The organism is Chitinophaga eiseniae (assembly GCF_900167135.1).
In the GTDB taxonomy this organism is placed as follows: Bacteria; Bacteroidota; Bacteroidia; order Chitinophagales; family Chitinophagaceae; genus Chitinophaga; species Chitinophaga eiseniae.
This window is the reverse complement of record NZ_FUWZ01000002.1, coordinates 116,393-143,213: the sequence shown is the minus strand read 5'-3', so window position 1 is coordinate 143,213 and position 26,821 is coordinate 116,393. Positions and strand designations below refer to the sequence as shown.

Below are 26,821 nucleotides of genomic sequence, written 5' to 3'. Positions count from 1 at the left end.
GCGTTTTATGTAGTTAACAAAAACGGATGATTAAAGGGTTATGCTATGGATGTGTTCCAGTGCGGAGTGGCCATTTTCGATGGCTTCCATCACATCGAATACTTTATCGCTCCAGCCGCTGATGAGGTATACATCGTTTTGACGTATATCCACCGGAGTAGTACCCAGCCCTTGCAGGTCAAAGAGATACAGTTTGGCGTTGGGCGCCACTTTTCGTTTGTAGGCGGCCCAGCTGTTGGCGAATGTATTTTGTCCGCCGGTACTGTTCCACAGCTGGCAGTCCGTGAAAAGCATGACCTTGTCGGCCACACAGGCGCGTTGGATCAGGTCTGCTATCACGAGGTAGCCGTTAGTGGAGTAACCTACTTCTCCTTCCCTCCGGTAGAATGCGTCTACATTGGAGAGGATGCTGTTACCCGGCAGCGCTACGGTTTTCCAGGTGTCTCCGAACATGCCACTGACTACATGTTTGCATTTGTGCTGCAGTAACATGCCGAGCATCAGACCGATGTCATAGCCTTTGATTTTGCTGCGGGGAGACAGCGGGAACTGCATGGACCCCGATACGTCGTAGGCGATGACCACGCGGGTGTTGACATCGAATCCTTTCAGGTGCGTTACGCTGATTTTAACGGCTGTTTCCAGCGCCTGCATCAGTTGACCGGTAAGGCCGTGCTGCACCTCTTTCAGTTCACGGTAAGCTGCGAGGTAGCGAAAGGGCAGCTGTTTGGAATTCAATACCGCTGTCTCGTTGGTCAGGTAGTCGCATACCATGCTGATGTGTGCCGGGCTGATATCCGCCTGCAGCATATTGCGCAGGTTACGCATGGTGGCCATGTATCCCAGTTGTTTGCTGGCGATCAGTTCTTCCCAGGCTTCGCGCACGGCCACTCTTTTATCTGTTTCGCAGGCAAAGGAGCGCTGACCAACGGCAGACAGGGTTGTTTCCCAGGTATAGGGTACAGACAGGGTGTCGTTGACAATTTTGTTGAACACTTCCTGCTGGGCGTTGTCTTTGGCTTTCGGGTGTATAAGAAACAACGCGTCTTTCAGCGAGATGGCTGTTTTACGGTTGTATTTCGCAAACTGGTATTCATCAAACTGGTTGAAGGCTTCGGCCAGTCCTTTCTGTACCTGTTTGCTCAGCTTATGCAGCTTTTTTACCTGTGTGCGTTTGTTGGCCATGGTATAGTAAGCCAGTATTTCCGTGATTTCATCTGCACGTTGTACTACACGCGCCACTGTTTTACCTACCAACGCGTTGCCGCTGAAGCGTTTGGCCATTTCCACGGCCAATACCATCGGGATGCTGCGCAGGTACATTTTTTCACGGGCGTACACTGCCAGCCGGGCTACAAAAGCCGGATCGTTCTGGTCCATCAGTGCGCAGATACGAGCCAGTCTGTCACCGGCTCCTTCATAGAACTGGTCATTCAGAGAAGCTGTCACTACGCTGGTGTACAGTTCCATTTCCGGAGTTGTCTTGTACGCCGGTGCACCTGCATGATTGGTTACCTGTTGGGAGCCTTTGGTGAAAAGATTGAATTTCATATCGTTTTGTATTACTGTGTGATTGATGATGCAAAGATGTCTCCCTATGTGCGCAGTCTTTTTGCGCAGGTCGATTTTTTATTTATTTTTATTAAAATTTTTTTGGAATGCCTGTTAACCGTAACGCCTTAATAAGATATAAAACCATTGACACCTGCCTCCGGAACCGCCGCCGGCGCTGGACTTTGGCGAACCTGATCGATAAAGTGTCGGAAGCCCTGTATGACTATGAAGGCATGGAAAAAGGCATCAGCCGCCGTACCATACAGGCCGACATCCAGATGATGCGCAGTGATAAGCTGGGCTACAACGCGCCTATTATTATAGTAGAGAAAAAATATTATACCTACGAAGATCCCGCTTATAGCATTACCAATATCCCACTGAGTGAGCATGACCTGACCCGTATGACGGAAGCTGTGGAGGTACTGAAGCAGTTCAGGGGCTTTTCCCATTTCCAGCATCTGAACGACGTGGTGCAGAAACTGGAGGGGCACGTATATGCCTCGTCACATAACCAGCGGACGGTGGTCGATTTTGAGAAGAATGAGCACCTGCGGGGATTATCGCATCTCGGCATGATCTACGATGCCATTGTCCGGGAACAGACCCTGCTGGTGAAATATCAGTCGTTCCGCGCTAAATCCGCCAGTGAGATGCACCTGCACGCCTGGTGGCTGAAAGAATTTAAGAACCGGTGGTTTGCAGTGGGAACAAAAAACGCCACTGCTGGCATTATCACGCTGGCGCTGGACAGGATAGTGGAACTAAAAATCGATGAAACCGAAACCTACCGCCCTAACCTGGACGGACACACGCCGGAAGACTACTATCAACACGCGATCGGGCCTACCGTAGCAAGAACAAGACCCCAGCAGGTAACGATCCTCGTGACGCCGGAGCATGCGCCCTATGTGCTGACAAAACCGCTGCATCATAGTCAGCAAGTGATTTCTGAAGGAACAGAAGGGACGGTCATTACCATTATGGTAGAGCATAATTTTGAGCTGGAGCGGGAAATCCTCGGCTTTGCGGATGGTATGAAGGTACTGGGGCCGGAGAAACTGCGGAAGGTTATCCAATGGAAGCTGCGACGTGCAGCAGACACGTATGATAGCAACGAATAAAAATATTACCGCCGGCTTAACAACATAAGCCGGCGGTAATATTTTTAGAGAATTCCTGTCTGTTAGTTTTTATACACTCTTACGTAATCTACTTCCATAGTCCCTTTGGTGAAGGCCGGGTCGATAGCGCCACCAAAAGTTCCGCCGATGGCGAAATTGAGCAGGATAAAGTAATCATGGTTGAAAGGCAGGCCAGCCGCATTATTGAATGTAAAGAACAGTTTATCATCCACATACCAGCGAAGTTGCGTGGGCGACCAGTCCAGCGCATATTTATGGAACGCACCGGTTTCGTTGGCTACCATGGTAGTGCCGCCGTCTGCATTGCCGCCGGCGTGGCCCGGATGATGCACGGTACCGTATATTTTCTGTGGTTCGTTGCCTTTATGCTCCATAATGTCTATCTCGCCGCAGGCAGGCCATCCTGCTGTGGTGATATTGCTGCCCAGCATCCAGATGGCTGGCCAGGTGCCGCCACCGGTGGGCAGTTTGGCGCTGACTTCCACGCGGCCATAGGTGAAATTGAACTTACCTTTGGTGAGCAGGCGGGCAGACGTGTAATCTTTCCCGTCATAGCTTTCCTTCATGGCGTTGATTTTCAGGGTCCCGTTGGAAACCGCGGCGTTCTCGGCACGGCTGGTGTAATACTGTGCTTCGTTATTGCCCCAGCCGTTGTCGCCGGTGCCGATGTCGTATCCCCAGTTTTTTGAGTCAGGGGCACCATCCTGGTTAAACTCGTCGGACCAAATCAACTTCGTGGACACCGGTACTGTTACCGTTAGTGATTTGCCAATGGTGAGGCCGTCTGCACTTTTGGCGGTGACTTTCACGGTGTAGTTGTTTACTCCCGGTGTGTTGTACGTGTAACTCGTGCTACCGTTGGCGGTAGATCTGATATGACCATTTCCGAAGTCATAGTCATAACTCACGGCGTGCTCGGCGGCGGCGGTAAAGGTAACGGTGCCACTGCTGTCGGTGCTCACGACCGTGCTTACGGCCAGGTTCAGCGGCGCTACTTTCTCCGCCGGTTTGTTGTCATTTGATTTTCCACAGCTGCTCAGGGTGATGAGCAGCCCCATCATCATTCCGGTTAAATGTTTCATAAGTTATTGAATTGCGATTAGTTTAACATACCATGCACCCGGGTCCTGCACACAACGTAATGTCATATGCGTGTCGGTCCTTTCCAGTACCTGGAACTTGTGTGTTCCCAGGTATATACCCAGATGACCTTTTACCGGGAAGGTGATAAATTCTTCGGTGGCGCTACCATCGTACCCGAACGTTTCCGTATAGTCGGCCGCTTTAGCGCCGGTAAGGGTATAGTCTCCGGTGCCGGTCATGGCGGGATCGAAGTCTTTTAAGTATTCCTTTTTACCGAAGAGGTCATTGTTGGTGGTGTGGGTGAAGATGTTGCCGCTGGCATTGAAGGTGTAGATGTCATCGTAGATGCCAAGACCGGCTTTTTCATTCGGCGCGGCGGCCCACCATGCAGGTGTGAAGGCATCGGCGGCAGATACGCCGAGATGGCCGGGCGCATCTTTATCTACCCGCCATTTTTTTACACCGTTGTTGGTCAACATGCTGACCAGCTCCGGGTTGGGGATGAATGCGCGGTATATTTCCAGTTCCATGGTGTTGGTACTGGTGATGCCGGCTTTACCGGAGGCATACACGGTGATGGTGAATTTTTTCACACCGGTATGTTTATAGGTATACGTATAGGCGCTGATGGTACCTGTTTTCGGTGTCTGCCCGTCACCGAAATCCACTTTGTAGTTATAGGCGTGTTCGGAATGGATGCTCAGTTGTATGGTGCCGGTACCGTCGCCATTGGGGTGGGTGGCGTCTTTCCCGTTAACCGTGACCGTGAGTGCGGGTTTACCGGGTGTGGTGAGATCGCCGAATTTATAGTCGTCTTTGCCGCAGCTGCCGGCCAGCAACAGCATGGCGCCGAAAAGGAATGTCAGTGTGATATGCTTGATCATGCGTGATACGTAATTAGTTGGTTAATACGATGTCATCGAAGAGGATGGTGAAGTTTTGGCTGCCGTCGCCCTGTGTGCCGTTGTCCAGGAAGAAGAGTATGTTCTGCAGTTTCTTGCTGTTATCCATGATTTTGCCGCTGAAGTCGAACGTCAGTTCTTCCCAGGCATTGGCTTTGGTGGTAACGGCTTCCATGTTTTCCATGAAAGTGTTGTCCCCGCTTCTTTCCAGTTGCAACAGTACACGCAGCCCTGGTCGCCAGGAATATACTTTTACCTTGAATTTTTTGTTGTTGGTGAAATCTATCGGGCTGCTCATGCTGATATAATTGCCGGCCCATGTCTGGTCTTTTGTTTTGATGATTTTGCCAACGGTGGCGCTGCCGTTGATCCCTCCGGGATAGGGATTCGGTATCACCGAGGTGACGCTGCCGCCAAAATCGCCCCAGGCGTAGCTGACATCCGGCTGTTCAAAAGTCATTGGCAGGGTGAGCGCGTTGTAGATCGTCACCTCTTTGGTGGCGGTGGTGATGGCTGCGCCACCGCTGAGAGCTTCCACTTTTACCTGGTATTTGCCGGCTTTGGCGTAGGTGTGTGTAACATGGGCACCTTCAGCGATCAGTACCGGTACTTCATTGGCCGCATCGCCGAAGTACACTTTATATCCTCCGGTCGCGTACAACGCCGCCGCCGACACGGTAAGATCGTGCAGGTTGGCGTTGGCCGTGATGGTCAGGCTTTCAGGTGCCCGGAATGTTACAGCGAGTTGTTTGGTGGTTTCTGTTTTCTGGCCGGTGATGCCGCTCGCGATTACTTTTACGGGATAGGTACCTTCCTTGTAAATATGGGTGGTGTTTTGCCCGGGAAGTATGCGCACGGGTTCGGTGGTGGCGTCTCCGAAATAAATATCGTAAGCGGTAGCGCCGGCACTGTTGGGGGTAATGGTGACGAGGCCGGAGTTATCGTCTTTGATGTTGAAGTTGATGCCTTCGCTGGCAGGAGCTGTTCCTGTGTTGAGGAAGTCCGTATTATCGAAGTTGTCTTTGGTGCAGCCACTGCCCATGGTCATGAGCAGCAGCAGCGGTATATAGGTAAGTTTGTTCATGCGGTTGAAGTTTGGCTGTTAATAACCTGGATTTTGTTGCAGCTGGGAGATCTCGATTTCTCTTTGCGGAATAGGAAACAGTTCATTCTTGCCTGCTTTGAAACCGGTGATGACTGTGGCAGCGCGGCCGGTACGTACCAGGTCAAAGAAGCGATCGCCTTCCATGGCCAGCTCCAGCCGGCGTTCGTCCCAGATCGCCTGGCGCAGCGCTGTTCCGGAGACGGTGACATCATGCAGGTTATCGCGGAAAGCGCGGCGGCGTACCTTGTTGAGGTAATCGCGTGCTTTGGCATCGTTGGGCGTGGTCGCACGGTTGTTGGCTTCTGCCGCCAGGAGCAGTACTTCTGCAAAACGAATGGTGCGGTAGTTATTGAGGTAGTTGAGTTCTGTCTGACCGGAAGTTTCTCCTTTGCGCGGCAGGTATTTCTGATTATACAGGCCTGTATTTTTATAGGGCGCTGCCTGGTAGGTGATGGTGAACTCCGGATGCGCTGTTTTATAGGCTTCGATATCCAGTACGGTGGCAGCTTTCCGCTGATCACCGACGGTATAGGCTTTGGCCAGGTCCTGGGTGGGCAGGTTGGTGCTCCATCCCGGTGCATAAGGACTGCTGCCGGTAAGGCCGCGGATACCGCATTGCTGTACGGCATAGTTGCCCTGGCCCCGGGTGGCGGCGCCCCAGTTCCAGTAAGGGAACAGGTTGGAATACTGGATCTCGAATACGGATTCTGACCCGTTTTCGCCGGACTGTAAAAAGATATCGGCGAAATTAGGCACCAGTGTAAAAGGCCCGTTCACTACATTTTCCAACGTAGTAGCGGCCGCGTCGAATTTGTTCTGATAGATCAGCACTTTACCTAACAGTGCCTGGGCGGCGTATTTGGTAACACGACCAGCCTGCGGATTGGAGTTAGGCAGTACGGCGATGGCGGTGTTGAGGTCTTTTTCTATCTGTGCATATACTTCGGCTTTGGGTGACCGTTGTAAGGTCCGTGAATCGGAGAGGTTAAGCCTTCTGTCGAAAAACAGGGGCACATCCCCAAAAAACTTCACCAGGGTAAAATAATAGTAAGCACGCAGGAAATATACTTCTCCATAAAGCGCATCCTTGCCCGTGAAATTGATACTGTTGCCAGAGATGTTCTTGTCTTTGTACTGGGTGAGATAATTGGCGCGGTTGATGCCCTCGTAAGCCGACTTCCAGATCTCGGTAAAATAGTCGTTGGCCGGTGTGTGGGTATAGTCGTCGATCTGTTGAAGGCCCAATACGTCGGAAGCGTTTTCCCCGCCGGTAACGGCGTTGTCGGAGGCAATATCACCGATAGGGACGGTTTGGTTGAGCCATTGCAGCGGCGAGTATACACTGATCACCATGGTGTTGTAGTCATCGGAGGAGCGGAGGTAGTCTTTCTCTGTCACGAGAAAATCTTCATGTGCGTCATAGTCCACCCACTTCTTGCAGGAAGAGAGCAGGGCTACTATCACGAACAATCCGGCTATATACAGTAAGTTTTTCATGTTGTTATTTTTTTACAGTTTGAAATCAACGCCTACAGACCATGTTCTTGCTTGCGGATAGGCGCCGCGGTCCACGCCGGTGTTCATGATGAAGCCGGATATTTCCGGGTCATAGCCGGAGTAGTTGGTGAACGTGAAAGCGTTTTTCACCTGTGCGTATACCCGTACCTGTGAGAAGCCGGCTTTCCGGAAGAAAGTATTCGGCAGCGTATAGCCGAGCAGGATATTCTTGATTTTCACGAAAGAGCCGTCTTCCACGTAGCGGTCGGATGCGCGGATGTTGCTGTTGGCGTCTGTGAAAGAATAGCGCGGGTGGCGTGCATCGTTGGTGCTGCCGGGGCCGGTCCATCTGTCCAGCACATCGCGGAATTTGTTGGTGTAGTTGGCGTTTCTTTCGTAGGCGCGGTATACGTCGTTGCCTACTGAAGCATAGGTGAACACGTTGAGGTCAAACTTTTTGTATGAGAGGGAGAGGTTCCATCCCAGGGTGAATTTCGGGAAGGGGTTGCCGATCCCGGTTTTGTCTTTGTCGTTGATCACGCCGTCGCCGTTGACGTCCACGAAGCGGATGTCGCCGGGCTGGGCGCCGTCCTGCCTCGGGGCTTTGGTTATTTCGTCGGTGGACTGGAACAGGCCGGCGGTTTTATAGCCATAGAAGTAGCCGGGGGCTTTGCCTTTTTCAAAGCGGGTCACATTCTGGGATACACCGTTGAAGTAGTTGCCGCCCTGGATGAAAGCGGTGCCATCTTCGTTGGTGGCTGTCACGATGTTGCGGGCGGTGGTGAAGTTGAGGTTGGTGCTCAGTTTCAGGTCACGGCCGATATTTTCATTATAGCCTGCCGACAGTTCCACGCCGCTGCTGCGGGTGGAGCCGATGTTGGATTCAGGCACCTGTGCGGTTCCCAGATAAAGGGATGGTTCGGACACGAACAGCAGCCCTTTTACTTCTTTTCTGAAGTAGTCTGCTGACACAGAAAACTTGCTTTTATAGAAGGTGATGTCGAAGCCACCGTTGAACTGTGTCTGTTTCTCCCAGGCCATGCTGGGGTTGGCGTAGGAGGCAACGGTGGAACCGGGCACAAAAGAGTTGCCGAACGTGTAGCCGTTGTTGTTACCATCGCCATAGTTGGGGCCACCGGTGACGATTTTAACGGGAGAGGGTTTTACGTTTTCATTACCCACGGTGCCGTAGCTGCCTCTGATTTTCAGGAAGCTGATGAAATCAGAGCGGAAGAAATCTTCCTGGGAGGCTACCCATCCGGCGGAGCCGGAGAAGAAGTTGGCATAAGGGTTATTTAGACCGAAGGCGTAGGAGCCGTCCCTTCTGGCGGTAAACGATGCCAGGTATTTATCCCTGTAGTCGTAGTTGATCCTGCCGAAATAGGATTGGTTACGACGGAAGGAGTAATAGTTACTGTTCGTGCGGGCGTTGAGGTTAGGGGCCACGTCGCCGCGGGGATCGCGTACCTGTGTGGCTACGCCGTTGATGACAGTATCGCGGAAGTAGATCACGCCGGCGGTGTTGGTACCGGTGGCGGCGCTGAGGTCTGCGAAGGCCCAGGAGTTGAAAGGCACGTCCTGTGCGGTGGCGGTGATACCGTTGGCAGTGGTTTTATACATGGCCCCGCCGGCTACTACGTCAATGTGATGATGCTGTTTTAAATTGAAGTGATAGTTGGCGAATGCTTCGGCGGTGAAGCTGAAGTTACCTTCTTTGGTTTGGGAAACGTTGTTATGGGTGCTGGTGGCGATGCCGCCAAGGCCGTTTTTAATCACCACCGGCATACCTTCGGCCGTCATGGTGTTTTCCACATTGAGCGGACCGTAAAATACGAGCGGGGTGAAGTTTTTGCTGGTATTGTCCCAGTTGGTGTAGCCGAAGCGACCGGTCAGTTTCAGGTCTTTGATCACTTCATACTGCAGTTCCGCTTTGCCATACAGTTTGTTGCCGTTGTTCAGGTTATAGGTATTTTCCAGTTTGGTCAGCGGGTTGAAGATCTCCGAGAGCAGCAGGTTACTGAAGCTGTATTTACCGGTGGTATTGGGTACATCATTATATATGGGCACGGTAGGATCGAAATTGAGCGCGCTGCCGATGATGGAGTTGAAGGAGTTTTCCTGTATCCCTTTGCTTTTGATGTTTACGTAGCTGGTGTTCAGGATGAACTTCAGTTTGCGGGTGATGTCTACGGATATGTTTGCGGTGACATTGATCCTTTTGAAGTTGGATTTGCTGCCGCCGCCGGTGATACCGTCCTGTGCGAGGTATCCGGCGGAGAGGAAATAGGTCATCCGGTCGCTGCCGCCGCGGGAGCTGGCGTTGTAGTTCATGATAGGCGCTTTGTGGAAGATCTCTTTTTGCCAGTTGGTGCCCGCGCCCAGTTTAGCGAGGTCGGGGAAGATGATGTTACCGCCGGAGGCTACGCTGCCTTCATTAATAATGGCGCCGTATTCGGCTGCATTTAACACCGGAATGGTTTTCAGCACTTCCTGCACGCCGTAGTTGGCGTTGATGGTGAGGTCGGGCTTCTGGTTCTTTTTACCGCCGCGGGTGGTGACCACGATCACGCCGTTGCCGCCTTTAACACCATAGATGGCAGTGGTGGCGGCGTCTTTCAGCACGTTCATCGACTCGATGTCGGCAGCATTGAGGGCGTTCAGATCGTCGAGCGACTGCATGGCGCCATCGATGATCACGAGTGGGTCGGTGCCGGTATAGGAGGGGATACCTCTGATGAGGACCGTGGGTTTGGACCCGGGAGAGCCGCTCTGGATGACGTTTACTCCGGAGGCCCGGCCCTGTAGCGCCTCTTCCGGCCTTACCGGTCGGAGGGCGGTGATATCACTGCCTTTGACGGTGGACACGGCGCCGGATACTTTGGTCACTTTCTGGGTGCCGTAGCCTACGACCAGTATTTCGTTAAGGTCGCTGGGAGATGCCTGCAGGATGATATGCAGGGGGGCGGCGGTAATTGTTACGTCCTGCTGCACAAACCCGATGGCGGATACGTGCAGGGTTTTTTCGCCCGGGAGTACGCTGATATGGAAGGTGCCGTCCGGGTGGGCCGCTACTGCCGTTTTGCTGTTGCGGGACACGACGGATGCCCCGGGGATGGCTTCCCCTTTTTCATCAGTTACTTTGCCGGTAACGGGAATGTTCTGAGCCCATGACATATTGGCAAAAAACAACAGTACAGGCATCAGCATGCATGGAAGAAATTTTTTCATACGTGAGTCAGTTTTTACAGTTTCATACGGGAGAATGTCCGGTGATGATGCTGATCTTTCGTTTCAATTTTTTTTAAGATTCCGTAAGGATTTTAGTTGACAGGAGTGTTGGTTTGGATGCAGTAAAATTATCGGATACCGTTTTCAGCCCAAACAAAAGCGCTACATCTCTACTACATCATAATTATTTAAATAATTGATTTTCAATAAAAATCAACTACATCATTACTACATCATCCGAATTTTATATCTTCATTTCATGAGAATATGGTGCTTGCTTATCTTGATATACCTATGCAGGTTGACCTGTACCGGACAAAACACTATAGGATTACCACAAATCATTAATTACAGCAAAAGCGATTTCAAGGCAGGGACGCAGACCTGGGATATCCGGCAGGACAGCAGGGGGATGATGTACTTCGCGAATAATGAAGGAATGCTGACCTATGACGGCAGTCACTGGAACGTATACCCGTTGCCCAATAAAACCATCGTACGTGCGTTGGCGATGGACAGCAACGACAGGGTATATGTCGGCGGCCAGGATGAAATAGGCTATTTTGAAAGAGGGGCCAACGGGGTATTGACTTATACTTCTTTAAAGAAATTACTGCCAAAATCGCAGAACAGGTTCGCGGACATCTGGAGGATAGAGCGCTTCGGGGAGTCTGTTTTTTTCCAGGCTTCGGACCGGCTGATGGAATTCCGTAATAACAGTATTAAGGTATACCCCACTACCAGCGAGTGGATGTATCTCCGGAAGGTGGGTGATAAACTATATGCGCAGGACAAGGCCAATGGCCTGCTGCGGCTGGAGCGTCATGAATGGCTGCCGGTCAATACCGGGGAGCCGCTGAACAACGTGCTGATTTCCGGTATGATGGAAATTGGCCGGGACAGCCTGTTGATCACCACACAGACGCACGGGCTTTTTCTCCTGCAGCCGGATGGGTCGTTGCAAAAGCAGGACAGCCATCTGCCGGCAGGTGTTAATCTCTCTGTGTGCACGCGTATCAATGCTGGTGAGCTGGTAGCCGCCACCACGGCGGAAGGCTGCCTGGTGATGGATTTCGCAGGGCGCATTGTGCAGAAGATCTCCCGGACGGAAGGGCTGCAGAACAATAATGTGCTCAGTGTCTTCCTGGATAAGGACAACAACCTGTGGGCAGGATTAAATAACGGGATCAGTTTTATCGCGTACAATGCGGCAATAAAATATATAGGTCCCAGTAAGACCAATGAAGTATCCGGCTATTCCGCCCGTATTTATAAAGGGCAGCTGTATATCGCCACGTCTGACGGGGCGTATTATGTACCCTTGTCCGGCAGCGGCGACCTGAGTTTTTCCAAAGGTGACTTTGCCAGGATGGGTGGCAGCCAGCACGAGGTATGGCGGTTGGATGAAGTGAACGGTCATCTTTTAATTGGGCAGCACATTGGCAGTTTCGAGGTAAAAGACCATATCATTCAACCGTTGGCTTTTGGGCTGGGGACCTGGTTGTTTAAGCCGATGACATCGGTGTACCCGGCTACGGAAGTGCTGGCCGGCACTTATGCGGGGGTGCGGATGCTGGCGTTTGAGCAGGGCCGGTTTGTGGACAAGGGCGTAGTGCCGGGGTTACAGGAGTCTATCCGTTTCCTGGAGATCGACAATAATAATGTGATATGGGCGTCGCACCCATACCGGGGCGTGTACCAGCTACAGCTGTCAGCCGACCGTAAGACGCTTACGGCGCATTTGTTTACCGACAGCGCGGGCCTGCCTTCTGCGCTGAATAACTTTGTTTTTAAAGTAAAGAACCGCGTGGTGTTTGGTACCGCGAAGGGGATATACGAATTCGACGCCGCTGCCGGGAGGTTTGTTCCTTCTGCTTTTCTGCGGCCGGTCTTCGGCACGATGGAGATACGTTATCTGAATGAAGACGCAGATGGCAATCTCTGGTTTTGCAGCGGGAAAAAGATAGGGGTGGTGGATTTCCGCCGTCCATCGGAGGGCCAGCCGTTTACCATTACCTATATTCCGGAGCTGGATGGTAAGATATTACTGGGTTTTGAAAACATCTATCCTTATAACAGGGAGAATATATTCATTGGTTCTGAGAAGGGGATGATCCATCTGAACTATGAGAAATATGCCGGCAATCAGCAGCAGGTACGTATTATCATGGGGCAGGTAAGGGCGCTGGGGAAATCGGACAGCCTGATTTTCGGAGGATATTTTCGCCGGGCAGAAGCTGGTTTTGTTCAGGATGAAAAGGAGGCGCCGGCGTTGCCGAAGAGTTATAACTCTTTTCATTTTGAATACAGTTCTCCGGCATACGGGTTGCAGAACAATATTGAATACAGCTATCAGCTGGAGGGATACGACGGGCGCTGGTCAGCATGGTCGTCTAAGTCGGAGAAAGACTATACAAATTTGCCGGATGGCAGGTATATTTTTAAAGTGAAGGCGCGGGACAACCTGGGGCATGAGTCGGTGGCATTGCGTTATCACTTCAGTGTGTTGCCGGCGTGGTATAAAACCGTATGGGCGTATCTGGTATATGTGTTATTGCTGGCGGGCTTGCTGTACCTGTTGTATCGCTGGCAGCAACGGAACCTGGCGGTGCAGCAGCGTAAGTTTGACGAAGAGCAGGCGCGGTTGAAATACATCCATCAGCTGGAGCTGGAGAAGAATGAAAAAGAGATTGTAGAGTTACAGAATGAGAAGCTGGCCAATGAAATACGTTTCAAGAACAATGCGCTGGCCGATGCGTCGTTGCACCTGGTGGAAAAGGGTGATGCGCTGGTGAAGGTGAAGGATATCCTGGCGAGTGTGTATAAGAAAAACGATAATAACCCGGAGATCCGCAATGCATTGCTGCTGTTGAATGATGTGGAGAAGAACAATGCCAACTGGGAGCAGTTTGCCTCGCATTTTGATGAGATCAATAATAATTTTCTGAAGAAGCTGAAAGACCGTTACCCGGTGCTGACCAATACCGATCTGAAGTTGTGCGCTTATTTACAGTTGAAGCTTTCCAGCAAGGAGATAGCGCAGCTGATGGCGATATCCGTGCGTGGGGTGGAGATCAAGCGGTACCGGTTGCGTAAGAAGCTGAACCTGCCTACAGAGCAGCAGATGACTGATTTTTTTCATACCATTTAACCCATAAATGACATGCGCATAGACAGAAGGAATTTTCTGAGATCTTCCGGCCTTGGCGTATTGCCGGTATGTTTACCATCCGTGATAACGAGGATGGCTGTACGTAGTACAGAGAAGGCGTTGCCGGTGAACTTTATCCGGGACGGCCTGGGATTGAGCATGACGGAGACGTTGGACAAGTTGCAGGAGATCAACCGGAAGAAACCGATCGTACCGGATTTCTACGGTAATGATGGCACGATGGACGAGTTGTTGCAGTTATTTCAGCGACTTACCGGCAAGGAGAAAGCGGTGTACATGCCTTCCGGCACGATGGCCAATCAGTTGGCCATCCGGGTGCTGAGCGGGGATAATACCAAGGTGTTTGTACAGGAGACGAGCCATGTGTACCGGGATGAAGCTGATGCGGCGACAGCGTTGCATGGCAAGCGACTGATACCGCTGGCTCCCGGGGAAGCTTATTTTACGCTGGAGGCATTGCAGCAGTCCATTGCGTATCATGAGGAAGGGGAGTTGTTTAAGAGCGGTATCGGGGTGGTGTCTATTGAGAACCCGGTGCGGCGTTGTATGGGGAAGACGGTGCCGGTGGCGGAGTTGCGGCGTATATCCGCCTGGTGCAGGGAGAAGGGGTACAAATTGCACCTGGACGGTGCGCGGCTGCACCTGGCGGCGGCTTTTGCCGGCGTCAGCGTGAAGGAGTATGCCAGTTATTTTGATACCGTGTTTATTTCATTGTATAAATGTGTGGGAGCTATTAACGGTGCGGTGCTTTGCGGCGATCAGGCGGTGATGGACAAGATGGAGCATCAGATCAAGATACATGGCGGCGCGTTGTACCGCAACTGGCATAACAGTGCGTTGGCTTTGTACTACCTGGAAGGTTTGGAGGAGCGGTTGCGGGAAACGGCGGAGAGAGCGCGGGAGTTGATGGGACAGTTGAACCGGTTGAAGGGGCTGAAGCTGACGCCTTTTGAGCATGGGTCCAACTGTGTGGAGATGGCATACGGGGCGGGGATTGATTCTGTGAAGCTGTCCAATTACCTGCGGGAGAAGCATCAGATTGTGATGCGGCGGTCATCTGAACAGGGGAAGTCGTCGTTGAATTTTAATGAGACATTACTGAACAGGCCGGTGGGAGAGATTGTGGCGGCATATCGCGAAGCGCTTTCTCGCAAAGAAATACTTTAAGGCCTACGTTGTTTTATAAGAACGCAAAGGAGCGGAGATTACATTTTGTTGGTAATTCAATGAAATGTGATCTCCGCTCCTTTGCGTTCTTACCACATATTGTGGTCTTAAATATGGCTTTGCGTGAAAACTCGTAAAACGTTTTACCTGCTTTTACGTTTTAGCTACTTTTTAAAGACAGATTTTTGCCTTTTTCTGATACAGAATTAACATTTTCATAATAACTTTACGCATTTTTTTGATAATTATATCGAACTAATTAAAATTTTCGAGGAAGTTCTTGTTTAGTTTTAGAAAGTTTGGCTATCTTGAACCGGAATTATGAGAGATGAGCTGATTCACTTGTTATAATCGTGATGTACCTGAAATAGTATCAATCAAAATGGTGTCTGACCGCCAAGAGTTATTTAAGAAGACTATACTAAAACACCTTTACTTCAACAAGGAGTTATCCTGTACCGACTTAACGCAGTTGACCGGCAGGAGTCTTCCGCATACCACAAAAGCGCTTAATGAGTTAGTGAAGGAGGGATTGGTGATAGAGTCGGGATATGCGATATCTACAGGGGGGCGCCGTCCGCAGATGTATTCTGTACGGCAGGACTATCTGTATATATTATCTGTGGCGATGGACCAGTTTATGACCAGTATTTGTATACTGGACATGAGCAACCGGATGATCGGAGAGGAACGGGTACTGGAGTTGGATTTATCCGCTCATCCTGACGGGATCTCTATCCTGGGGCAGGAATTAAAAGGAGTGATGGAGCAATCTGGTATTCCAAAAGAGAAGTTTGCAGGCATTGGCATTGGTATGCCGGGTTTTGTGGACGTAACGAAGGGGGTCAATTATTCTTTTTTTGACACGCCCGCGAAGAGCATTAATGAATATCTGGAGATAGTGACCGGAATACCGGTGAGCATTGACAATGACTCGAGTCTGATTGCGCTGGCTGAGTGGAAACTGGGGGAAGCCCGCCACCGTCAGCATGCACTGGTGATCAATATTGGTTGGGGGATTGGTTTGGGTATGGTATTGAATGGCAGCCTTTTCCGCGGTGAAAACGGATTTGCCGGTGAGTTCAGCCACATTCCGCTGTTTACCAACAATAAGATCTGTAGTTGTGGAAAAATGGGTTGCCTGGAAACAGAGACTTCACTTTCTGTGATAGCAGAAAAAGCGATTGCCGGCATTCAGGCCGGGAGGACCACGGTAATGAAAGGGTTGTCGATGGACAACAGAATTGCCACGTATCATCAAATTATGGACGCCGCTATCAAGGGCGACAAGTATGCTGTAGAATTATTATCAGAGGCAGGATATCACATCGGCAGGGGGATCGCTATACTGATTCACTTGTTCAACCCCAAGCTGGTGATCCTGAGTGGGAGAGGCACAAAGGCCGGCAAGCTTTGGCTGGCACCGGTACAACATGCATTAAATGAGCATTGTATTCCAAAAATCGCAGAAAATGTAGAAATAAGAATATCATCCCTGGGGTATGCTGCGGAACGTTTAGGCGCAGCGGCACTTGTTATGGAAAATTTGGATAAAGCTCAACAGAGTAAAGCGTAAGACAAAAAAAATTAGCATCAATCAAAAGATAAACAGCACTGACAAAGGCTGTATGGGACTTCCTGTGCTGTAATAGTAACGTGTCATCATTTATTATTTAAATTCAAAATTTACCGCAATGAAAAGGTGGTTAGGCTTTGCGCTGCTGGCTTGTCTGGTAGCCCTTTGCTGTCAAAGCGCTTATGCGCAGGAGAAAAAATGGGTATCCGGTACCCTGAAGGATGGCTCCGGCGCCCCTGTTATCTATGCAACGATTGTTGAAAAGGGTACTACCAACGGTACTACCTCCAACGAAAAAGGTGCTTTCCGCGTACAGGTAGCATCTAATGCTACGCTGGTCATCACAAGCGTAGGCTTCACCAAGCTGGAAGTACCTGCCAGCGGTAACCTGGACCTCGTGATGCAGGACAACTCCAAAGGTCTGAACGAAGTGGTGGTAACCGCTTTGGGCATCAGCCGTGAGAAAAAATCGCTGGGTTATTCCATGCAGGAAGTAAAAGCCAATACACTGGTGGAAGCACATGAAACCAATATCACCAACGCGCTGACCGGCGTGGTGGCTGGTTTACAGGTAACCCGCTCCAGTGGCGGTCCTGCGGCTTCTTCCAAAATCAACCTGCGTGGTAACACCTCTTTGAATGGTAAAAACCAGCCGCTGATCGTAGTGGATGGCGTACCTATTGACAACTCCACCGGTGTGGCGCCCAATGGTACCAATGACTACTGGAACCCGTCTCTGGACATGGGTAACGGTCTTTCCGATCTGAACGCCAACGACATCGCCAGTGTATCAGTGTTGAAAGGTCCTGCGGCTGCTGCATTATATGGTAGCCGTGCAGGCGATGGCGTTATTCTTATTACCACTAAAACAGGTAAAAGAAATGCAGGTGTGGGTATTACCGTTTCCTCCACAGTTGGCGTAGAAACCTTCTTTACCCGTCCTGAAATGCAAAAAGCTTATGGACAAGGTGCTAACGGCGCTTTTAACGAGACTGCCGGTACCAGCTGGGGACCGAAAATTACAGGACAGGAGGTAACCAACTGGGCTGGTAAAAAAGAGAAAATGGCCTATTATGACAACCCAAAAAGTTTCTATAATACAGGGCTGAGCCACAACGAGAATATCTCTTTTCAGCAACAACTGGATAAGACGTCTGTATATACTTCCCTGAATTATCTGAATGATAAGAGCATGATCCCGGGAACAAAATTATCCCGTATAAATATCACCAGCAGAATTTCCAGCAAGTACGGTGAGAAAAACCGCCTATCCACAGACTTTAAGGTGCAGTACTCCAATGCTAATGCCCTGAACAGGCCGGCAGCAGGTACTAACCCGTGGAACTATGCTTCCCTGTTGTACACCATGCCTACCAGCATAGATATTACCCAATTCAAAAATCCGGTGAACGAGTTTGGTAAAATGTATTGGTATAGCACCAGTAATGATGTAAACCCTTATTGGGCCACCAAATACCGGCTTAACCAGGATATCCGTAATCGTTTTATCCTGAATGGATCTATGAAATATGAATTCACCAGCTGGTTAAATGCCGAAATCAAAGCGGGTGGTGATATGTATACCACCAACACAGAAAGCAAAACCTATTTCGGTAGCCCCGCCGCTGTTGATGGTGGCTACAGTACCGGAAGATATACTTTTTCTGAACTGAACTACAGCACCCTGATTACTGCTAAAAAAGATAACCTGATTGGTAAACTGAGCGGAAATATCAGCGTGGGTGGAAACCTCATGAAGCAGAAAACGTCCAATGTAGGTTTTGGTACCGGCGCCCTGGTAGTGAGAGACCTGTTTGCCATCGACAACTCTAAGGGTGCTATCAGCCGCACAGATCTTATCACCGAGCAACGTATCAATTCACTGTACGGAACTGCAGGTCTGAACTGGGACGGCTACCTGTTCCTCGATGTTACCGGGCGTAATGACTGGTCTTCTACACTCAGCCCGGAAAACCGTTCTTTCTTCTATCCGTCTGTAAGCTTATCTTATCTGTTGACAGAGCACATCAAATCGCTGCCTTCCTGGTTGAGCTACGGTAAGCTGAGAGCATCCTATGCCGCAGTAGGTAACAGTCTGCCTCCTTACCAGCTGTATAACTACTTTACGATTGGCAACGATCCGAACGGCCATACTACCGCTTCCCGCAACAAAAACTACTATAATAAAGACGTAAGAAGCGAGTTGATTAAATCCCATGAATTTGGGGCAGAATTCCGTTTTGCAGACAACCGCTTTGGTCTTGATTTTACCTATTATAAATCCAATGCTACCCGTCAGCTGATTGATCTGCCGTTGGACCCTGCTGCAGGTTACTCCACCCGTAAAATCAATGCCGGTAACATTCAGAACAGCGGTATTGAGATTATGGCAGATGCCAGGATTCTCAACAATACTAAAGGACTGATGTGGAACATATCCGGTAACTTCTCTATGAACCGCAACAAGATTATTGATATTAGTACAGCAGAAAACGTGAACAACTATGCGCTGGGTGGTTTCGACGCGGTTTCTGTAGTAGCCCGCACAGGTTCATTGTACGGCGATATTTACGCTAACAGAATACTGCAACGGGTAACAGATGTGAACAGTGAATTCTACGGACAGCTCTTGCTGAATGCAGACGGTCTGCCGGTGGTGGTGGATGCGCCAACTGGCGGCTTGTTTCTCGGTAACCAGGGTGCTAAAGCGCTGGTGGGTGTAACGAACACTTTCTCTTATAAGAATTTCTCCCTGGGTTTCCTGGTGGACGCCCGTATTGGTGGTAAGATCTTTTCTACTACCCAGCTGATGATGCAGAAAGCAGGTACTGCTGCTATTACAGCACCCGGCGGTGAGAGAAATGATCTCGTCGTTCCTGGCGTTGTAGATTTGGGTAATGGAAAGTATGGAGCCAATAATAAGTCAGTTACAACACAGCAGTATTGGAACGCCATGACTGCTGGTAACCTCGGCGCTCCGGAAATCAACCTGTATGATGCTACCAGTGTTCGTCTTAGAAATGTACAGCTGAACTACAACCTGCCGAAGAGCGCATTGGGCCGCCTTCCGGTGCAGGCAGTGAAAGTAGGTCTGTCCTGCAACAACGTATGGATGATCTCCAGCCATGTACGCGGTTTGGATCCGGAATCCGTATTTGCGATCGGTTCCAATGCTACCGGTTTTGAAAACGGTGCGCCTCCGACCACCCGTACATTCCTGTTGAACCTTAGCCTTAGTTTCTAACCATTAATTGCAACTGACATGAAAAAAATATTCATAAAATCAGGCGTGGCTTTGGCAGCATTTTCCATGTTGTTGTCCGCCTGCAGCAAATTTGATGAAATCAACCGGAACCCTAAAGTGGCCGATGAAACCCAGGTACAGGAGGAGTTTCTCATCAATAGCTCTATCATTGCCGCACAAATGGACCCGGATGTGGCAGAACGTTCGTTTGTGCTGATCTGGAAAGCAGCAGCACACCAGCAACTGGACGACGGTATTACTTCCGGTGCTAATAACGACGGCTGGTCCGGCGCTTATTACAACCAGGTTACCAGCTGGCTGACCAATATTTACAATGCCGTTGAGGTGAGTGAGAAAAAAATCAAGGCAGGTAAGATCACTGAAAATACCAATAACCTGTTGCAGGTAGCGCGTATATGGCGTGCGTATCTGTTGACCGAAATGTCTGATAACTACGGACCGGTGGCGATTCAGGGTTATGTTACTGGTCTCAATCCCGACTTCGCCAGTGTGAAGGATGTATACTATTTTGCGTTGTCTGAATTGAAAGATGCCAGCTCGAAACTGGAAGTCGATCGTGGCGCCGGTAGTCTGAAAGATTATGATCCGGCCTATGGGTTTGACTATAAGTTATGGCAGCGTTACGCCAACTCTATGCGCCTGCGCCTTGCCATGCGTTTGTCTGAAGTAGATGGCGGTAAGGCTAAAGCAGAATTTGAAGATGCAGTGCGTGGCAATCTGATCACGGAGATGAGCCAGACTTTCCAGGTACAGGAAAAACCAGGATGGGATGCGCTGAGCGGTGTAATGAGCCGTGAATGGAATGAGCAGCTGATGACTACTACACTGGAGAATTTGTACACAGGCCTCGGTGGTGTGAAAACTGCTGATCAGCTCACCGACCCGGTTTACCAGCCGTATATCCGGCCTGCCGACTGGGCAGGTTTGCAGTTGACAAACCATTTCCCAACTACTTCCAGCGATCCGCTGGCAGGTTTCTGGTTTGATGGTTTACCGCAGACAATTGACCCGCGCGCCTATAAAGCGTTTATTCCTGCCGGCGATTTCACTAATCCTAATTTCTCTAAATACCCTTCTTACAATGAGAATGCCTGGAAGCGAACTGCCCGTGCTTTGATGAAGAATGATAAGGATACAGCCAAATTACTGGATGGTAAAATGGCCTGGAATGGTCAAACCAATGGCGACTGGGGCACCAAAGGTACGCTTAACCGCTGGTATTACTGGCCCGGCGGCGCTCCGCGTATGACACAGCAATTCCGTGGCAGCACCAGCAAACGTATCTTCTTCGCTCCGTGGGAAACTTACTTCCTGATGGCGGAAGCAGCTGTAAGAGGATGGACCGTGCCGATGTCCGGTAAAGCGGCGTATGAAAAAGCGATCACGCAGAACTTTGAGTATTGGGGTGTTTCCCAGTTCGCAGGCGCTTATCTGGCTTCTTCCGATTTCAACATGGTTGGTACTTCTGTAAGCTGGGACCACACTGCTGAACCGCCGGCTACGCACACCATGAACTTCAAAAACGGTTATACCGATGCACCAGGCACTGTTGCTATTAAATACCCGGTTAATAACCTGTATAAAAATGGGGCGGTAAAAAATGACCTGCTAACGAAGATCATTACACAGAAGTATATTGCCAACATGCCATGGTTGCCGCTGGAAGCGTGGAGCGATCAGCGCAGGCTGGGCTTGCCGTTCTTTGAAACACCGAACGTAGAACAGTCTATACCCGGATTGCCGGCGTTGAATAATGGTAACTATATGACCAGTAGCGTTAAATTTTACCCGCAGCGTATACGCTATCCTTCTTCTATGAGAGCTGCCAACAGCAAAGGCTACGATCAGGCCGTAGGCTTCCTGGGTGGTACCGAAGAAGTTACTACACCGCTGTGGTGGGCTAAGAAACCGTAATTTTTGCCTTACCCATAACTGTCACGTCAGCCGTTAATTGGAAACAATTAGCGGCTGACTTTTTTATAGCGCCGCCATTTCTTTCCGGAAGATGTCTTCCACCATTTTGATTTCTTTGGCGTAGATGGTTTTTTTACGGGACCCGAAATACAACGTATTCTCCACTTTGACATCCCCGGCCCATACGGCTTTTACCTGTCCTGATTTGATCTCGTCGCGGCACAGGAAATCGGGGATGATCGCAAAGCCCTCATTGCCGCTCAGGCAACGGACAATAGAGCTGATATTAGGCACGATATAATTGGGCTTGAAGTCGATGTTCTGCCGGAGGTTCATTTTCCAGAAACGTTTGAGATGGTCCATGTCTGCGGCGGTACTATACCATACCTGTTGTTTCAGCCAGCTTTCCAGCGCGCCTATTTTGGCCACTTTTACTTTTTCTTCCTTTACGTCGAGCTCCTTCAGGAGTGTTTTAAGCGGTTTGATGTTTGTACGTTCACCGCATACCAGGAGAATTTTCTCCCGGGAGAAAGGTTTGAATTCGAGGTTGGTCTGTTCTCCTTTTTCCGGCGTTACGATCAGGTCGAGCACGCCTTTATCGAGGTCGTGTATCATTTCCTGGTACAGGCCGAATTTCACGATCACGTTAAACGGCAGGGTGGAGATATATCTTTCCAGGGTGAACTGGAATGTTTCGAAGCACATGCCGATGCTGATGGTAGAGCGCCCCTCCCGGCTGCTGCGGTGAAATACCTGTTCCGCCATTTCCAGCCGGCCCATAGGCTCCTGGATGAAGTTGTAGAGCACCTTGGCCCTTTCGGTAGGCACCATTTTCTTTGCTGAGCGGTCAAACAGTTTGTAGCCTGTAGCCACCTCCAGGGAGTTGAGATGCAGGCTCACGCCCGGCTGGGAGATATATAACGCCTGCGCGGCCGCGGTAAGGGTACCTTTCTCGTAAATGGTTTTGAAGGTACGCAGCCATTCCATATTTAAATTCATGATCTATCATTTTTCTGATACAAAAGTACAATTTATCTTATTTGTGTAATGAGTTATTTCGATGGAAATTTGTGTTGTCGAATCAGAAAACCTAAAAACAGAAGACAATGCTTTTTACAAATCACACTATAGGAAATATCATACTGCACAACCGGATTGTAATGCCTCCCATGACCCGTTCCAGGGCGGGCGCCGGCGACGTAGCCACCGATGAGATGGCGGAATATTATGCGCAGCGCGCCACCGCGGGGCTTATTATTACGGAGGGAACACAGATCAGCCGCCAGGGCCAGGGATATGCCTGGACACCGGGTATCTATTCCCCTGCACAGGTGGAAGGCTGGAAAAAAGTAACCGATGCGGTGCATCGCGAAGGCGGGAAGATATTTGCCCAGTTGTGGCATGTGGGCCGTGTATCGCACGTGTCCCTGCAGCCGGGAGGCGCAGCTCCGGTGGCCCCCTCCGCCATCCAGGCGGAAGGTGTAAAAGTAGTGATTGACGCTACCGGCAATGGCCCGACCGGTGGCGGTATCCGTAAGGAACAACACTCTATGCCCCGTGAGCTGACCATCCCGGAAATAGCTGCTATTATTGAGGACTATGCCGTCGCCGCAAAAAATGCCGTCGCTGCCGGATTTGACGGCGTGGAACTGCATGGCGCCAACGGTTACCTGATCGAACAGTTTATTGATTCACAAACCAACCGTCGTACGGACAAATATGGCGGTAGCCTTGAAAACCGGCTGCGTTTCCTGAAAGAAGTAACAACGGCTGTCGCCAATGCTATCGGCAAAGAAAGAGTGGGCGTTCGCCAGGCGCCGCTGACAACGCTGATGGGCGCACAGGACGATCATCCGGAGGAGACCTATATCGCCGCAGCACGGCTGCTGAATGAAATTGGAGTAGCTTATATCCATATCGCGGAAGCTGACTGGGAAGATGCGCCGGTGATGGCGCCGGCTTTTAAAGAGGCCTACCGTGAAGCTTTTAAAGGCACACTGATTTATTCCGGTAAATACAACAAAGCCAAAGCGGAAGAAGCGCTGAAGAAAGGCTGGGCAGACCTGGTGGGTTTTGGCCGTCCTTTTATCGCTAACCCTGACCTGCCTTACCGCCTGGAATATGACCTGCCATTGAATGTGCCGGATCCTTCCACTTTCTTCGGCGGTACCGGCAAAGGCTATACGGACTATGCCCGCTATCAGCAACCTGCTGATGTTTTAGCATAAATAGCCAGGGCTGGGTATTTTAATCCAGCCTTTTTTGCGGGCATCGTTATCATAAAATCCTTCACTAAATCCTTCCCGCTTTAACGTAATCGTCTGATGGTCCTGCTCCGGCGCCACTGCGGTGATGGTTTGGGTACCGGGACCACCCAGTTTCCAGGGTACGCTGATGGTGTGTTCCCTGCTATCGCATTCGCGGAGTTGTGCCGGTGCCGGTGCCTGACCCTGCTCCCCGGGAAAAAGTCCCATTAGCAGCAAAAAAAATAATAGCTGTTTCATATTTGTTTTTTTGTGTACTAAAGTTGGTTATAAGCGTGTTGCGATAAAAATCAATTAAACAGTCGCTGTCACCTTTTCAACGGCGGGGTGCTCTTTTCAATAATTCTTTGAGGGGAATGGGGGGGTGGCATGATATTTACCGTCTTATTAGTACGACAACTGTTATATTGATGCCGCAAACCTTCGTCTGTATTTGCAAGGGATGGGTCGTGTTATTTTGGTTACTATTGTCAGCAAATGAGGTTTGGGCACAGCATTCCGCTACAACGAGCGGGAAAGTGGTGAACAAATTTACCGAAGAGCCGTTACCATTCGCTACTGTTTACTGGAAAGCCGCCGGTTACGGCGTGATGACGGATAGTGCCGGTCATTTTAACCTGGCGCGCAGTTTCCGCCGGGAAGACACGCTGGTAGTGCGTTACGTGGGGTATGACCAGAAGATGATTCCGCTGGCGGCCACAGATGTTGCTCCGTTGCTGATACAGCTGGAAGCCACCATGAAACTTGGCGTGGAGGTAAAAGCGAAGATGGACAGGGGCCTGGTATGGTGGCGGCAGATAGTGGCCCGCAAGGCGGCCAATGCACCCGGGCATTATGATAGCTATTACGCCGAACTGTATAACAAACTGGAGATAGATATTTCCAATATCGACAAGCGACGCTGGGAAAAGTCGCGTTTGATGAAGCCCTATACGTTTGTCACGCAGCGGATAGACTCCACTTCTGAACAAAGTCCTTTTCTTCCCGTTTTCCTGAGTGAATCGGTCTCCGATTATTATGTGTCCGGCAGCCCGTCCCGCGTAAGGGAGGAGATACGTGCCCTGAGCAGTAGCGGCGTTAAGAATGAGTCGGTGATGGAATATATGGGAGGCATCAACCAAAAAATCAATACTTATCAGAACGCCATACCTGTTTTCGGACGTGAGTTTATCAGTCCGCTCAGCAGCGTGGGAGACCGCTACTATCATTACAAAGGACTGGATACCGTTACCCGTAACGGAGAACAATTTTATCATCTGGCGTTTACACCCCGTCGCGAAGGCGAAAACCTGTTTGCCGGCGATTGCTGGATACAGGCTTCCACCTGGGCAATACAGAAGATCAGTTTATCGGTGGTGGGGGCGGTGAATATCAATTTTGTAAAGCGGCTGGATATTATCCAGGAGTTTACGCAGCAGCATGAGAAAGATTGGGTGGTGGCGAAAGACCGTTTTGTAGTGGAGCTGGCGCCATTGGGAAAATCCAGGACGACTTTCATCGGCCGTAAGACTACCTTATACAGTAATATTGCTACCAACCAGGATTTTATCACTACGAAACTAAACAGCAACCGCAGGAATGAAGAGGTGGTGATTGCCGACAGCGCAACCACCGGCGGTAAGGCATATATGGAACAACACCGGCCGGAGACATTAACCCGCAACGAAAAACATGCTATAACGCTGGTGGATACACTAAAATCGATCCCTTCTTTCAAACGTTTGAGCAATACCATTACTTTCCTGGTAGATGGTCATATCAAGCTGGGCAAGGTGGAGATAGGGCCCTGGTATAAGTGGGTGAGCCGCAACCGCGTGGAAGGAGCAAGAGCGCGGTTTGACCTCGGCACTACCGCTGAATTCAGCCGTAACTGGCGGTTGAACGGTTATCTGGCCTACGGTATGAAAGACAGGTCGCTGAAAGGGAAGATGGCCGTATCCTATACCTGGCCCAAAGACAACGGGTGGCAGGTATTTGCTTCCTATAAAGATGACCTGGACAATAACCAGCGTGGATTTAACGGAGAGGAAGTATCACTCGACAATATTTTTGGTCAGCTGGTGCGCCGTCGTGGTATTCCGCAGAAGTTTATCCGGGAGGCAGATATGCGGGTGTCCGTCCTCAAACAGTTCCCGCAGGAGTTCTCATTGCAGGGCACCGTTTCCCGTACCTGTTACACCACCTTCGAACCTTTGCCACCACATAAAATTTTTCTGTCGACAGAACATGAAAAAGTCGTCAATACGGAGTTTCAGCTGAAATTCCGTTATGCGCCGGGCGAGAAAGAGGTACGTACCTTCCGTAAAACGAGGCGGGTGCGCAGCAACCTACCGGTTGCAGAGATCGGCTATTCCCTCGCCGGCGCCGGCGTACTGGATAGCAAATACCAGTATCATAAACTAAATATGAGTATCCGGCAGCAGTTTAATTTAACAGGCTGGGGCCGTATCAATTACATGGTATATGCCGGGCAGATTTTTGCTGATAAGCTGCCTTTTATGCTATTGCAGATACATCCCGGAAACGAAACCTATTATTATAACAAAGAGGCTTTCAGCCTGATGAATAAATATGAGTTCTTCAGTGACCGTTATGCGGGAATCAATATCGAGCATAACTTCAACGGTAAACTGTTGAACCTGTTGCCTTTCATGCGCAGGACGGGCGTGCGCCAGTTCTGGAATGTGAAGTCAGTGATCGGCGATTTATCATATCGAAATCGTATGTACAACCAGATGGAATTTGGTCGATATGGCATGCGGTCGCTTAACGGAAACGTATATACGGAGGTAGGCACCGGTTTTGATAATATTTTCCGTTTCTTCAGAGTAGACGCTGTTTGGCGGTTTTATCCCCAGCAGGCGGCGGTGTCGAATGCAAGTAATTTTGGGGTGTTCGGAAGTTTTAGGTTACAGTTTTAGTGAGGGGGTGCTGATTAAATTTTTTGAA

Annotated in this window: 16 protein-coding genes; 8 read left to right on the top strand and 8 right to left on the bottom strand. The window is 50.1% G+C overall.

All coding sequences use genetic code 11. The features are described 5' to 3' along the window. Positions 1 to 30 precede the first annotated feature (30 nt). Entirely contained in the window at positions 31 to 1,551 is a 1,521-nt protein-coding gene (locus tag B5D63_RS10155) for a TROVE domain-containing protein (RefSeq protein ID WP_078668708.1), read from the bottom strand. Positions 1,552 to 1,658: 107 nt separating this feature from the next. On the opposite strand from B5D63_RS10155, the gene B5D63_RS10150 reads away from it, so the two are divergent. Continuing rightward, a complete protein-coding gene (locus tag B5D63_RS10150; RefSeq protein WP_078668707.1) occupies positions 1,659 to 2,678 on the top strand; it encodes a helix-turn-helix transcriptional regulator in 1,020 nt (339 codons plus the stop codon). Positions 2,679 to 2,740: 62 nt separating this feature from the next. On the opposite strand, the gene B5D63_RS10145 is transcribed toward B5D63_RS10150, so the two are convergent. Genes B5D63_RS10145 through B5D63_RS10125 form a run of 5 tightly spaced genes read right to left on the bottom strand, consistent with a single transcriptional unit; the run spans position 2,741 to position 10,514 of the window. After that, positions 2,741 to 3,781: a family 16 glycosylhydrolase gene (locus B5D63_RS10145; RefSeq protein ID WP_078668706.1), complete on the bottom strand. Its 1,041-nt coding sequence runs from the start codon at positions 3,779 to 3,781 to the stop codon at positions 2,741 to 2,743. A gap of 3 nt (positions 3,782 to 3,784) precedes the next feature. Further along, positions 3,785 to 4,666 carry a PKD domain-containing protein gene (locus B5D63_RS10140; protein ID WP_078668705.1) on the bottom strand — a complete coding sequence of 294 codons (882 nt, stop codon included), beginning with the start codon at positions 4,664 to 4,666 and terminating at the stop codon, positions 3,785 to 3,787. A gap of 13 nt (positions 4,667 to 4,679) precedes the next feature. Continuing rightward, positions 4,680 to 5,768 (bottom strand): PKD domain-containing protein, encoded by a 1,089-nt coding sequence (locus B5D63_RS10135; protein WP_078668704.1) that lies wholly within the window; start codon positions 5,766 to 5,768, stop codon positions 4,680 to 4,682. An 18-nt stretch (positions 5,769 to 5,786) separates the two neighbouring features. Further along, positions 5,787 to 7,286: a RagB/SusD family nutrient uptake outer membrane protein gene (locus B5D63_RS10130; RefSeq protein ID WP_078668703.1), complete on the bottom strand. Its 1,500-nt coding sequence runs from the start codon at positions 7,284 to 7,286 to the stop codon at positions 5,787 to 5,789. Positions 7,287 to 7,298: 12 nt separating this feature from the next. Then, complete coding sequence (locus B5D63_RS10125; RefSeq protein ID WP_078668702.1) at positions 7,299 to 10,514, bottom strand: SusC/RagA family TonB-linked outer membrane protein; 3,216 nt, start codon at positions 10,512 to 10,514, stop codon at positions 7,299 to 7,301. Between the two features lie 301 nt (positions 10,515 to 10,815). On the opposite strand from B5D63_RS10125, the gene B5D63_RS10120 reads away from it, so the two are divergent. The 5 genes from B5D63_RS10120 to B5D63_RS10100 all read left to right on the top strand — a co-directional run bounded on the left by B5D63_RS10120 (position 10,816) and on the right by B5D63_RS10100 (position 21,608). Further along, positions 10,816 to 13,665, top strand: a complete 2,850-nt coding sequence (locus B5D63_RS10120; RefSeq protein ID WP_159455973.1) for a triple tyrosine motif-containing protein — start codon at positions 10,816 to 10,818, stop codon at positions 13,663 to 13,665. 12 nt (positions 13,666 to 13,677) lie between these two features. Next, complete coding sequence (locus B5D63_RS10115; RefSeq protein WP_078668700.1) at positions 13,678 to 14,853, top strand: threonine aldolase family protein; 1,176 nt, start codon at positions 13,678 to 13,680, stop codon at positions 14,851 to 14,853. A 382-nt stretch (positions 14,854 to 15,235) separates the two neighbouring features. Further along, positions 15,236 to 16,429 carry an ROK family transcriptional regulator gene (locus tag B5D63_RS10110; RefSeq protein WP_078668699.1) on the top strand — a complete coding sequence of 398 codons (1,194 nt, stop codon included), beginning with the start codon at positions 15,236 to 15,238 and terminating at the stop codon, positions 16,427 to 16,429. A 118-nt stretch (positions 16,430 to 16,547) separates the two neighbouring features. After that, complete coding sequence (locus B5D63_RS10105; RefSeq protein ID WP_078668698.1) at positions 16,548 to 19,673, top strand: SusC/RagA family TonB-linked outer membrane protein; 3,126 nt, start codon at positions 16,548 to 16,550, stop codon at positions 19,671 to 19,673. An 18-nt stretch (positions 19,674 to 19,691) separates the two neighbouring features. Beyond that, positions 19,692 to 21,608 (top strand): SusD/RagB family nutrient-binding outer membrane lipoprotein, encoded by a 1,917-nt coding sequence (locus B5D63_RS10100; protein WP_078668697.1) that lies wholly within the window; start codon positions 19,692 to 19,694, stop codon positions 21,606 to 21,608. A gap of 63 nt (positions 21,609 to 21,671) precedes the next feature. Here the strand turns inward: B5D63_RS10100 and B5D63_RS10095 are convergent, their stop codons facing one another. Further along, the gene (locus B5D63_RS10095; RefSeq protein WP_078668696.1) at positions 21,672 to 22,607 is read right to left on the bottom strand and encodes a LysR family transcriptional regulator; all 936 of its coding nucleotides are present in this window, start codon (positions 22,605 to 22,607) and stop codon (positions 21,672 to 21,674) included. Between the two features lie 107 nt (positions 22,608 to 22,714). On the opposite strand from B5D63_RS10095, the gene B5D63_RS10090 reads away from it, so the two are divergent. Further along, entirely contained in the window at positions 22,715 to 23,836 is a 1,122-nt protein-coding gene (locus B5D63_RS10090; RefSeq protein ID WP_078668695.1) for an alkene reductase, read from the top strand. Here B5D63_RS10090 and B5D63_RS10085 read toward each other — a convergent pair. Continuing rightward, entirely contained in the window at positions 23,828 to 24,112 is a 285-nt protein-coding gene (locus tag B5D63_RS10085) for a hypothetical protein (protein ID WP_078668694.1), read from the bottom strand. The two genes, B5D63_RS10090 and B5D63_RS10085, sit on opposite strands and share 9 nt — an antisense overlap. Positions 24,113 to 24,393: 281 nt before the next feature. Between B5D63_RS10085 and B5D63_RS10080 the strand changes: the two genes are divergently transcribed. Next, positions 24,394 to 26,793, top strand: a complete 2,400-nt coding sequence (locus tag B5D63_RS10080; protein WP_159455972.1) for a DUF5686 family protein — start codon at positions 24,394 to 24,396, stop codon at positions 26,791 to 26,793. Positions 26,794 to 26,821: the final 28 nt, after the last annotated feature.